Source organism: Pseudomonas sp. CM27, assembly GCF_013179515.1.
Classification (GTDB): Bacteria; Pseudomonadota; Gammaproteobacteria; order Pseudomonadales; family Pseudomonadaceae; genus Aquipseudomonas.
Window position 1 is genome coordinate 1 of the sequence record NZ_JABMCN010000213.1, and the last position, 10633, is coordinate 10633.

General features: G+C 60.4%; 12 protein-coding genes. 9 read left to right on the top strand and 3 right to left on the bottom strand.

Annotation, left to right across the window (positions count from 1 at the left end; all coding sequences use genetic code 11):
• Window positions 1-76: 76 nt before the first annotated feature.
• Together HP547_RS22360 and HP547_RS22365 are read left to right on the top strand one after the other, a co-directional pair.
• Window positions 77-1456 carry an MFS transporter gene (locus tag HP547_RS22360; RefSeq protein WP_172287448.1) on the top strand — a complete coding sequence of 460 codons (1380 nt, stop codon included), beginning with the start codon at window positions 77-79 and terminating at the stop codon, window positions 1454-1456.
• A complete protein-coding gene (locus tag HP547_RS22365) occupies window positions 1440-1817 on the top strand; it encodes a DUF4440 domain-containing protein (protein ID WP_172287449.1) in 378 nt (125 codons plus the stop codon). The genes HP547_RS22360 and HP547_RS22365 overlap by 17 nt, the downstream gene beginning before the upstream one ends.
• Before the next feature lie 6 nt (window positions 1818-1823).
• Here HP547_RS22365 and HP547_RS22370 read toward each other — a convergent pair whose 3' ends face one another.
• Window positions 1824-2264 (bottom strand): Lrp/AsnC family transcriptional regulator, encoded by a 441-nt coding sequence (locus tag HP547_RS22370; protein ID WP_172223387.1) that lies wholly within the window; start codon window positions 2262-2264, stop codon window positions 1824-1826.
• A 142-nt stretch (window positions 2265-2406) separates the two neighbouring features.
• Here HP547_RS22370 and HP547_RS22375 point away from each other — a divergent pair, with 142 nt between their 5' ends.
• Window positions 2407-5454, top strand: a complete 3048-nt coding sequence (locus HP547_RS22375; protein ID WP_172287450.1) for an aminotransferase class III-fold pyridoxal phosphate-dependent enzyme — start codon at window positions 2407-2409, stop codon at window positions 5452-5454.
• Window positions 5455-5499: 45 nt separating this feature from the next.
• Here HP547_RS22375 and HP547_RS22380 read toward each other — a convergent pair whose 3' ends face one another.
• A complete protein-coding gene (locus HP547_RS22380; protein ID WP_172287451.1) occupies window positions 5500-5940 on the bottom strand; it encodes an Lrp/AsnC family transcriptional regulator in 441 nt (146 codons plus the stop codon).
• 284 nt (window positions 5941-6224) lie between these two features.
• On the opposite strand from HP547_RS22380, the gene HP547_RS22385 reads away from it, so the two are divergent.
• From HP547_RS22385 to arfB, 6 genes are all read left to right on the top strand, one after another.
• Entirely contained in the window at window positions 6225-7013 is a 789-nt protein-coding gene (locus tag HP547_RS22385) for an ABC transporter substrate-binding protein (RefSeq protein ID WP_172223435.1), read from the top strand.
• Between the two features lie 65 nt (window positions 7014-7078).
• Complete coding sequence (locus HP547_RS22390) at window positions 7079-7726, top strand: amino acid ABC transporter permease (protein ID WP_172223377.1); 648 nt, start codon at window positions 7079-7081, stop codon at window positions 7724-7726.
• A gap of 52 nt (window positions 7727-7778) precedes the next feature.
• Window positions 7779-8396, top strand: a complete 618-nt coding sequence (locus HP547_RS22395) for an amino acid ABC transporter permease (protein ID WP_175586345.1) — start codon at window positions 7779-7781, stop codon at window positions 8394-8396.
• An 11-nt stretch (window positions 8397-8407) separates the two neighbouring features.
• On the top strand, window positions 8408-9157 hold the full coding sequence (locus HP547_RS22400; RefSeq protein WP_172287454.1) for an amino acid ABC transporter ATP-binding protein: 750 nt from the start codon (window positions 8408-8410) through the stop codon (window positions 9155-9157).
• 83 nt (window positions 9158-9240) lie between these two features.
• The gene (locus HP547_RS22405; RefSeq protein WP_172287455.1) at window positions 9241-9660 is read left to right on the top strand and encodes a hypothetical protein; all 420 of its coding nucleotides are present in this window, start codon (window positions 9241-9243) and stop codon (window positions 9658-9660) included.
• A 244-nt stretch (window positions 9661-9904) separates the two neighbouring features.
• Complete coding sequence (arfB, locus tag HP547_RS22410; RefSeq protein ID WP_172223368.1) at window positions 9905-10318, top strand: alternative ribosome rescue aminoacyl-tRNA hydrolase ArfB; 414 nt, start codon at window positions 9905-9907, stop codon at window positions 10316-10318.
• Window positions 10319-10335: 17 nt separating this feature from the next.
• Here the strand turns inward: arfB and HP547_RS30000 are convergent.
• The coding region (locus HP547_RS30000) for a hypothetical protein (protein WP_172287453.1) at window positions 10336-10633 on the bottom strand (298 nt) is incomplete at its 5' end.

The following is a 10633-nucleotide window of genomic DNA, read 5'->3' on the forward strand; positions in this document are numbered from 1 at the left end:
CAGTGTGAACGATATTACAGCACTTATGCCCCAGCAGCTGTTTGCTTACAGTCAGGCTCGCTGACTGGAGTTCACCGTGGCCTTACTTGACATGCGTCGTCGCATCACCTGCGTTTACCTGCTGGGGTTCTTCCTTGATCTGATCAATACATTCATCACGGCGGTGGTCGCCCCGAGCATCGGCGAAGCCCTGCAGGCCGATGTGGCGACCTTGGCCTGGGTAAGCACTGCCTATCTGCTGGGGCTGATGCTGGGGATGCTGCCCAGTCGATGGCTCGGGGAGCGCCTGGGCGAGCGCCCAGTGCTGCTGGGTTCGCTGGTGCTTTTCTCGGCGGCGACGATGTTGATCCTCGGGGCCGGCCAGATGGCTTTGCTATTGCCCTTGCGCGGGCTGCAAGGCTTTGCTGCCGGGCTGTTCATTCCGGTCGGGCAGGCGCTGGTGTACCGGCTGTACGCTGCCGACGAGCGCCCCAGGGTAACCATGGCGATCATGGCCACCGGGCTGCTGGCGCCCGCCGTATCCCCCGTGCTGGGTGGCTGGTTGTCGCAGCACATGCCGTGGCAGTGGGTGCTGCTCGCCAGCCTGCCGATCGCGCTGATCACGCTGGTGCTGGGGGCTGTTTGGTTACCGCGCACACCGGCAACGGCGGCTCCAGAAGCTTTCGATGGCAAGGGCATGCTCCTGGCCGGGGCCGGCATTGGCATCGGCTTGCTGGGCATGACCGAAGCAGGCAATGGTGCGGCCTGCAAGGCTGCTGCGTGGTTGCTGCTGGGGGCAGGCTTGCTCGCCGGCTACATCAGGCATTCTCGGCGCAGTGCAGCACCACTGGTGGATTTCTCGGTGGCCCGTGAGCCCGTATTCGCGGCGTCGCTGGTCTTGTACCTGGCCATACCGGGCCTGTTCATCGGGGTGAACCTGCTGGCCATGCTTTACCTTCAGGCCCAGCTTGGCTGGAGCCCAAGTGCAGCGGGTAGCCTGATGCTGCCATGGACACTGGGGGCAGCACTGGCGATAGCATCGACCACCTGGGGCTACAAACGGTTCGGCCCTGTGCCGTTGCTGCTGGTCGGGATCGTGCTGCAGATACCGGGTTATGCATTGCTGGCGCTGGCTTCGAGCGTGCCGTCATTGACGATCGCCTATGCGCTGCTCGGCCTTGGCGGCAGCTTGTGCACCAGCGTCGCGCAAAGCGCTGCATTTTCCACATTGCCCGCATCGGCGCTCGGCCAGGCCAGCACTCTCTGGGCCCTGAACCGGCAGTTGAGTTTCTGCCTGGGGGTAACCTCTGGCAGCCTGGTCTTCGGTTTGCTGGCAACGTTCCTCGGCGCCCGAACTGCCTACCAGACCACTTTCATGCTGGCGGGGGCAGTGCAGCTGTTGTGCCTGGGAACCCTCGGCTGGCTTCGCCTTTTTTCATCTGCAAAACGAAAGGAACGCCATGAACCCGTATCTTGAGGAAGTCATCGCTCTGCATGACATGATCGAAGCGCTGTTTGCCAGAGGGGAGGGCTCTGTTGCCGGCATGCTGAAGCGCTTTCACCCGGACTTTGCCATGGTGACACCGGCCGGCATGCAACTGGGGCTGGGCGAGGTCTCAACACTGTTTGCCCAGCGTGGTGGCTCTCAGCCCGGGTTGTGCATCGAGCTCACCGAGCAGCAGGTTCTCGCGCAATGGCCGGAGGGGGCAGTGGTCAGTTATCGGGAAACGCATCATGTGCCCGGTCAGCCGGCCAAGGCACGCATCTCCACGGTCCTGTTCAGCCTGCAGGCCGGGCAGGTGCTATGGCGCCATCTCCATGAAACCGGGGCGGCTTGAAGGCACTCAGGCGCCCTGGCGGTCGATGTCACGGCGCAGCACCACCGAGGTGGTAATGTCGTCCACCGACTCGTGCCTTGCGACGTTGTCACGCACCTGATTCAGGTCTTCGATTGTGCGGGTCTCGACTTCGACCACCAGGTCAAGCTGCCCGCTCACCGAGGAAACGCGGCGCACCCGTGCGTCCGTTGCCAGCTGGTCGAGCAGGCCCATGGCCGGTGTGCGTTGCAACGTCACCAGCAGGATCGCGCGGATGACGTTCGCGTCTATTTCACCAATGTCGGCGCGGTATCCGCGAATGACCCCGCTGCGCTCAAGGTTGGCGACCCGTTCTGTCGTGGCACTTCTGGAAAGGCCTATACGGCCTGCCAGTGCCTTGAGGGCAATGCGCGCGTCCTTCGAAAGTACTTCAAGAATCTCACGGTCTTTTGCGTCCAGCTCCCGCATTGCACCACCCAATCCGCCCACCGTCTTTATGCCGGCCGGAACCGGCATTATGCTTGTCGATCCCGACAGCATGCAGGGTGTCGGTTTCGGTGGTGCATGACAAGCTATTGAAAAACAATTTGCTCGCCTGGAACGTGATGACATGACAGACCTTTCCCACCCGGCACCTCGGTTTTCGGCAAGCGATGCAGAGGGCCTCGCCAAAGAATTCTTCAATATCAGCGGCGCTGCGACGCCACTGGACGGGGAGCGAGATCGCAATTACCGGCTGACTACCGGCGTCGATGCAGGCTGGATCCTGAAAATCGTCAACGCCACGGAACCCCGTGTCGAAAGCGAGTTTCAAACCGCGCTGCTGGGTCACCTGGCTGCCCATGACGCGCACCTGGGCGTGCCGCACGTGCGGGCAAGTGTGGCAGGCGATGTGTTGCCGTCGGTGACCAGTGCCAGTGGCGAACAGCATACGCTGCGTCTGGTCAGCTGGTTGCCCGGTAAGCCGCTGGCCGAGGCCAGGCGCAGCTTTGCGCTGATGGGCAACTTCGGCCGGGCGCTGGGTGAGCTTGACCGCGCGCTGCAGGGGTTCATGCACCCAGGGGCGGTGCGCGAGCTGGATTGGGACCTGCGCCATGCCGCGCGTTCGCGCTCGCGGCTGCATTACATCAAGGACCCTGAACGCCGGGCCATGCTCGAGCGTTTCATCAGCCGCTTCGAAGCGACCGTCCGGCCGAAGCTGGCCGCACTGCGCGCCCAGGTGATCCACAACGACGCCAACGACTGGAACATCCTGGTCGATGCCGAAACCACCAGCAGCGTGACCGGCTTCATCGACTTCGGCGATGCAGTGCATACCGTGCTGATTGCCGAGGTCGCGATCGCCAGCGCTTACGCCATCCTCGACATGGACGACCCCATCGGCGCTGCGGCTGCACTGGCTGCGGGCTTCCATGAGTGCTACCCGCTGCAGGCACAAGAGCTTGATGTCCTGTTCGACCTGATCGCCATGCGTTTGGTCATCAGCGTCACCTTTTCCGCGTCGCGGCATGATCAGACCGACGACAACCCTTACCTGGCCATCAGCGAGGCACCTGCCTGGCGCCTGCTGGAGCGGCTGGATGCGATGAACCCGCGGCTCGCCACCGGGATCCTGCGCAAGGCCTGTGGTTTTGATGCCATTGAAGGTGCGGGCGCGGTCCGCACCTGGATCGCGCACAACCACAAAGCCTTCGCCGACCTGGTGCGCCCGTCAGCTGCCATCCTGAACAAGGTGCTTGCGCCGTTTGGTGACGCCAGCCACGAGATGACCATCGCTTCAGCCGAACAGCGCCCTGCCGATGCCACCCGCTGGTGGGATGAATTCTCTGCTGCGCACAAGGTGCCGCTGGCCATCGGACCGTGGGGCGAACTGCGCACCATCTACACCGATAGCGCTTTCGAGTCGCGCTTCATCAAGGGGGAGCGCCGCACGCTGCATGTGGGCGTCGACCTGGTGATGCCAGCGGGTACGCCGCTGTATGCGCCCGTCGCCGGTGTGGTCAAAAGCGTTGAAGTGGAACCAGATCCGCTGGGTTATGGCGGCCTGGTGATGATCGAACACACGCCACCTGGTTGTCCGCCGTTCCTGACCCTTTGGGGGCACATGGCCCATGAGGCACTCGGCCGCTTGAAAGCCGGGGACAGGCTGAACGCCGGTGACCTGGTCGGCTACATGGGTGCCGATCATGAGAACGGCGGTTGGATTCCGCACCTGCACTTGCAGATGACCACCGATACCCGGCTGAGCGCGAGCGAGATCATCGGTGTGGGTGAGCCCGAATACCGCGAAGTCTGGGCGGACCTGTTCCCTGATGCTTCGGCGCTGGCCGGTATCCCGCCAGAAACCTTCAGCCAGGACGGGATGACCAAGGCCCAGATCATCGCCAAACGCAAGGCGTTGCTGTTGCCTAACCTGTCGATTTCCTACAGCGACCCGATCAAGTTCGTGCGCGGTGACGGCGTGTGGCTGATCGACAACTTCGGCCGGGCCTACCTGGATTGCTTCAACAATGTCTGCCACCTGGGCCACAGCCACCCCGACGTCGTGCAAGCCTTGACTCGCCAGGCCGCGCTGCTGAACACCAACACCCGCTACCTGCACGACAATATCGTCGAATACGCCGAGCGCCTGACCGGCACCCTGCCAGAAGGCCTTTGCGTAGCGTCTTTCGCCTGTTCGGGCAGTGAAGCCAATAGCCTGATGCTGCGCATGGCGCGCAACTACACAGGACGTGACCAGGCAATCGTGCTGGACTGGGCCTACCACGGCACCACCCAGGAGCTGATCGACCTGAGCCCTTACAAGTACAAGCGCAAGGCAGGCAAAGGCAGGGCGCCGCATGTTTACGAGGCGGTGGTGCCGGACAGCTACTACGCCCCCGAGCATTGGCCGCTGGAGCAACACGGCAAGCGCTTCGCCGAATCTGTCGCTGACCAGTTGGATGCCATGCGCAAGGCAGGCAAGGCCCCTGGGTTCTTTATCGCGGAGTCGATCCCTAGCGTGGCGGGCCAGGTATTCCTTCCCGAGCATTACCTGCAAGAGGTGTACGCCATGGTTCGCGCCGAAGGTGGGTTGTGCCTGGCCGATGAGGTGCAGGTAGGCTTTGGGCGCGTGGGCAGCCACTGGTGGGCATTCGAGACCCAGGGCGTGGTGCCGGATGCCGTGACCATGGGCAAGCCGATCGGTAATGGCCACCCGATGTCGGCGGTCGTCACTACGCGTGAGGTGGCGGATGCCTTCGACAACGGCATGGAGTACTTCAATACCTTCGCCGGCAACCCGGTCTCTTGTGCTGTGGGGCTGGCGGTGCTCAACGCGATCGAGCGTGACGGGCTGAAAGAGAATGCATTGCAGGTCGGCAACTACCTGCTCGACGGTTTCCGCAGGCTCCAGCAGCAATTTGATGTCATCGGCGATGTGCGAGGGCTTGGCCTGTTCCTTGGCATTGTGCTGGTCACCGACCGCCAGTCGAAGGCGCCGGCTACCGCATTGGCCAGGAAAATTGCAGATGGTGCCAGGGAGCGTGGGGTGTTGATCGGCACGGAAGGCCCTTACGACAACGTGTTGAAAATGCGTCCTTCGATGATTTTCAGCCGGGCAAACGCTGATTTTCTGCTGGATGTGCTGCAAGACAGCTTTGCAGCGGCGTTGAAATAACCGGGCGGGCAGGGCGTGTCGACAGGCACGCCTTGCAAGCCAACTTCAGGCTTTCTGCTGGTCGATATCACGTCGCAAGACCACCGCCGTGGTGATGTCATCTACCGAATCGTGGCAGGCCACGGCGTCCCGTACCCGGTTCAGGTCATCGATGGTCCGTGACTCTACCTCGATTACCAGATCAAGCTGCCCGCTGACCGACGAAACCCGCTTCACCTGGGCGTTCTGCGCCAGCAGGTCCAGCAGCCCCAGCGCGGGCGTGCGTTTCAGCGCTACCAGAATGATTGCCCGGATAACGTTGGCATCGATTTCACCAATGTCGGCTCTATACCCGCGAATGACCCCGCTGCGCTCCAGCTGCAAGACCCGTTCGCTGGTGGCACTTCTGGACAGGCCTATCCTGGCTGCCAGCGCCTTGAGTGCCACACGTGCTTCCTTGGACAGTATCTCGAGGATTTCCCGATCCTTGACGTCTAAATCGCGCAATGCCGACACTCCCGCCTGTTGACCGGTAAATGGCACCCGCGCCCGGCAAAGTGCCGGGGGCAGGCAGCCGTGAACTTGCTGCTGTTTAGCGCAAGCATGACACTACTGCAGTTTCGGTCAGGCGAAAGTGGCACCGACGTTATGCCGGTGTATCCCGGCAATGTGCCAGCTGAACCTGCACATTGCAGGGTGATTTCAAAGTACCGGTGTGCAAAGCTTTCGGTGAAGGTTGGGACCTGCGAGCCCAAAACAATAAGAAATACAAACTTCCAAGGAGCGCCGCGATGCTGGCAAGAACAACAAGAATGCTACTGGCTTCAACCGCTGTCGCAGCGGCTGCATTGTTCGCTCACGGTATAGCGCAAGCCGATGACCTGCAGGCTGTAGAAGAGGCCAAAGTACTTCGAGTGGCCATGAGCGGGCAGTACTCGCCGTTCAGCTTTGCCAATGAAAGAAATGAAATTGTCGGTTTCGACGCTTCGGTGGGTGAAGCACTGGCCCAGCGTCTGGGTGTGAAGATAAAAATCATTACAACGCCTTTCGACGGCATTATTGCCGGGCTGTTGGCCAAGAAGTACGACGCCGTCATCGCGTCCATGACCATTACCCCGGAACGCTTGAAAGCAGTTGACTTCGTGGGGCCTTACTACCATGCAGGCCGTACTATCGGGGTGAAGGAAGATTCACCGATCAAAGGGCTCGATGACCTGAAGGATGTCACCGTTGGCGTCACCCTGGGCGACTCGCATGACAAATGGGCGCGTGCCCGCGGCAACTTGAAGGTGCGCACTTACAAGGGCTTGCCGGAAATGCTGGTGGATCTTGAAGCCGGGCGTATCGATGCTGTGGTAATGGACAGTATTCCAGTCATGGTGGCGGTGAAAGAGACCGGGCAGAAAGTGCGCATCATCAGGCTGCCAGACGAGCAGGGTGGTCGTGAGGGGCTCGGCATTGCCATCCGCAAGAACAACCCTGAACTCAAGGCCCGGCTGCAGCAGGCGCTGGACGAGATCCTGGAAGACGGCACCTACAAGGAAATCTCGATGAAATGGGTGGGTAGCGATATTCGCTGACGCGCGTCCAGAACGGCCTGGCCAGCGTGGCCGGGCCTGGTTAGCCGATTATTCGAGTGGTTCCCATGGATCTATCATTAATCCAGCGCACCTACCCGTTCTTCCTCGAGGCGGCGTGGGTCACCGTGCAGATTTCATTGCTGTCATTGTTGCTGGGCTTGCTGTTGGCAATGCTGCTGGTTGCTTGCAGATTATCGCCTTTCATCCTCTTCAGGTGGGCGGCAAGACTCTATGTAAGCGTGTTCCGCGGCACACCGTGTCTGGTGCAACTGTTCATTATCTATTTTGGCGGGCCACAGGTTGGCATCGAACTGGAACCGTTTTCCGCAGCGGTGATCGGTTTGGGCATGAATATCGCGGCCTATATGTCCGAGTCCATTCGCGGGGCCATCGACAATGTCGACCCGGGCCAGGAAGAGGGCGCGCGGTCCATTGGTTTCAGCCGCCGCCAAACGCTGCTGTTCATCACTATTCCCCAGGCACTCAAACTCATGATCAGGCCGCTGGGCGTCAATGCCATCGGCCTGATCAAGGGCTCCGCACTGGTATCGGCCATTTCAGTGGTGGAGCTGACCTACACCGCTCAGCGTTTTATCAGCTCAACCTACAAGCCGTTCGAAATATTCATGGTTTCCGCGTTGCTGTATATCGTCATGGTCTACTCGGTCAAATACCTGGTGGACGTGCTGGATAGACGCTACTCGACCCAGTAAGGAGTGGTCCGTGGAAGGATTGAACCCAAGCGTCGTAACACCTTATCTCGACATGCTGGCAACGGGGTTATGGTGGACGGTTGTCATGTTTCTCTGTTCGAGTGTGATCAGCCTGATCGTTGGCGTGCTATTCGCATTGGTCGACCTGTACGCGCCCAAATCCCTGGCGCTGCCGGTACGCTTCGTGACCTGGCTGTTGATGGGTACGCCACTGTTACTGCAGCTCTATCTGATCTACTACGGGTTGGTCCAGGTGGGGATCGATATTCCGGCGCTGGCGGCAGGTATCATCGGGTTGAGCCTGCATTTCGCAGTCTACAACGCCGAGGTGATCAAGTCCGGGATCGAGTCTGTCGATCCAGGCCAGATCGAAGGCGCACGCTCCATTGGCCTGAGCAAGGCACTCACCCAGCGCTACATCATTGTGCCGCAGGCGCTCAGAAAGACCATAGCGCCGTTGGGCAACAACCTCATCGTATTGCTCAAGGACACCTCACTGGTATCGATCATCGGTATCGCCGAACTCGTCTACAGCGCACAACTGGCGGTCAGCGAAACGTATAGCCCCTTCGAGTTCTACATCGCCGTCGCGGTGATCTACTACCTGGCCAACCTGGTACTCGAGGCCGGTCTGAACATTCTTGAAGCAAAGGTCGAGATGTCACGATGAATAACAACGCTATGGTGCAAGTGAAGGGCGCTCGCAAAGCCTACGGAGCAGTTGAGGTGCTCAAGGGCATCGACCTGTCGGTCTCGCGTGGGCAGATCGTCGCCATCATCGGCCCCAGTGGCTCGGGCAAAAGCACATTGCTGCGGTCGATCAATCATCTTGAAGTGCTCAATGGCGGCGAAATCTGGCTTGACGGCGCCCAGGTCAACCAGCCCTTGAAAGGCCGTGCCTTCGAACAGCACATCAACCAGGTGCGCCAGCAAATGGGCATGGTGTTCCAGCATTTCAATCTGTTCCCCCACCTCACCGTCTGTGAAAACATCGCGATCGGGCCGGTAAAACTCAAGGGCTATTCAAAAAAAGCGGGCAGGGAGCTGGCGCTTGAGTACCTGCAAAAGGTTGGGCTGGCGCACAAGATCGACGAGTATCCATCGCGGTTGTCCGGTGGGCAAAAGCAGCGCGTCGCCATTGCCCGGGCACTGGCCATGCAGCCCAAGGTCATGTTGTTCGACGAAGCGACGTCGGCGCTGGACCCTGAGCTTGTCGAGGAAGTGAACCTGGTAATGAAACAACTGGCGGCCGAGCACATGACCATGCTGATCGTCACCCATGAGATGCATTTTGCCGGCGAGGTGGCTGATCAGATCGTGTTCATGGATGGCGGGGTGGTTGTAGAGCAGGGTGTACCAGGTGAGATTCTGAGCAGCCCGAACCAGGAGCGCACACGGGCATTCTTGAAGAAGCATCTTCACGCTCGCTAGTTGCTCAAGATGGTCAGGCACGCATGTGTCAACTGCCCGTGCTGGGGGGTATCCTGAGCGTGTTATCCCTGGAGGCATATACCGTGCGTAGACTGATGCTGTTTCTCGCCGTCATGGCGGGTGCGGGGTGTCAGGCGCCCTTGCCAGCCGCAAACCCACAGATGGCCTGGGTCGACTTATCGGTGCCATTTCCCAATGACAGGGTGCTGATGGCCGAGCGCCTGGACAGACAGCGCCTGAGCGACGGGCGCTTTTTTCAGGTCAGTCCAGGCAGCCATGAATTGCTCGTCCGGTTCGACTACGAAGTTGGCGGGGGCGGGGGAACGAGCATGATGAGCGGCACCACGGTTCGCCAGTGCTACCTGACCATTCCTTATGCACACTTCAAAGCAGGCGAGCGATACCTGCTGGAGGCCCGATCGATGGCGCTGACGCCCGAGGCGCGCTTGTACGACGGCAGGCGCCAGGTGGTTGCAGAGCTCAGCGAGTTCTACTGCTTGTGATCACCGACCGCCCAGGTTGGTGATGCCCAGTGGGGTGGCGTGGGCGTCCCCTTGGCACCCATCAAGGAGCCTACATGGCTGCCATTCGCCTCCACTGCGCGCGGCACCTATCGCCCCCCGAACCGGCAAGAGAACATTTGTACTCCATGCGTGTGCCTTTACGTGCTGATTCAAGCAATAGTGTGTTGTTCTAGGGCAGCGGGGCGAAGGCTGTGATAATGAGGGCAATCACAAGGGCCCTTTCATGCTGATCATCTCCAATAGCGTGCATCTGCCGGATGCCGACATCGAACTGACCTACATCCGCGCGCAAGGCGCGGGTGGGCAGAATGTCAACAAGGTGTCCAGCGCCGTGCACCTGCGCTTCGACATCCGGGCCTCATCGCTGCCCGAATTTTACAAGGAGCGGCTGCTGGCGCTGCGTGACAGTCGCATCACCGGCGACGGCGTGCTGATCATCAAGGGCCAGCAGTACCGTACCCAGGAGCAGAATCGTGCCGATGCACTGGCGCGTCTAGCCGAGTTGATCATCGCTGCCGGCAAGACCGAGAAGAAACGCCGCCCCACCAAGCCGACCCTCGGCTCGAAAACCCGCCGCCTCGAAGGCAAAGCCAGGCGCAGCAACGTCAAGGCAGGGCGGGGCAAGGTGGAGTACTAGCCAATGGCCGAAGACCGCTACTGATTAACTTCCGCGATGGCGGAGGGCTGTCTCAAAACATGCGGCATCTGACAAAGCACTGCCGTGTTCCGCAGTAAACAGGATATCGTGGCGGAGCAGGATGACTCTGTGCCGCCCAATGGCAATGAATTTTCTACAAGAGCGGTGGCAAAGGGGTGGTCGTTGAAGGTTTCCAGGCCGAGGTTGCGGGCGAGGTGATGACTGATTGGCAAATGAGCCTGGGCTACAGCTACACCCACGCCGCCACCGCTGAAAAGAAGAGAAGAAACACCGAGCAGCCATTGAACCTGGTGC

What these genes read in the sequence shown, in the direction of transcription:
- HP547_RS22365 (WP_172287449.1), top strand. Translation starts at nt 1,440, where the DNA reads ATGAACCCGTATCTTGAGGAAGTCATCGCTCTGCATGACATGATCGAA.
- HP547_RS22370 (WP_172223387.1), bottom strand. Translation starts at nt 2,264, where the DNA reads ATGCGGGAGCTGGACGCAAAAGACCGTGAGATTCTTGAAGTACTTTCG.
- HP547_RS22375 (WP_172287450.1), top strand. Translation starts at nt 2,407, where the DNA reads ATGACAGACCTTTCCCACCCGGCACCTCGGTTTTCGGCAAGCGATGCA.
- HP547_RS22385 (WP_172223435.1), top strand. Translation starts at nt 6,225, where the DNA reads ATGCTGGCAAGAACAACAAGAATGCTACTGGCTTCAACCGCTGTCGCA.
- HP547_RS22390 (WP_172223377.1), top strand. Translation starts at nt 7,079, where the DNA reads ATGGATCTATCATTAATCCAGCGCACCTACCCGTTCTTCCTCGAGGCG.
- HP547_RS22395 (WP_175586345.1), top strand. Translation starts at nt 7,779, where the DNA reads ATGCTGGCAACGGGGTTATGGTGGACGGTTGTCATGTTTCTCTGTTCG.
- HP547_RS22400 (WP_172287454.1), top strand. Translation starts at nt 8,408, where the DNA reads ATGGTGCAAGTGAAGGGCGCTCGCAAAGCCTACGGAGCAGTTGAGGTG.
- arfB (WP_172223368.1), top strand. Translation starts at nt 9,905, where the DNA reads ATGCTGATCATCTCCAATAGCGTGCATCTGCCGGATGCCGACATCGAA.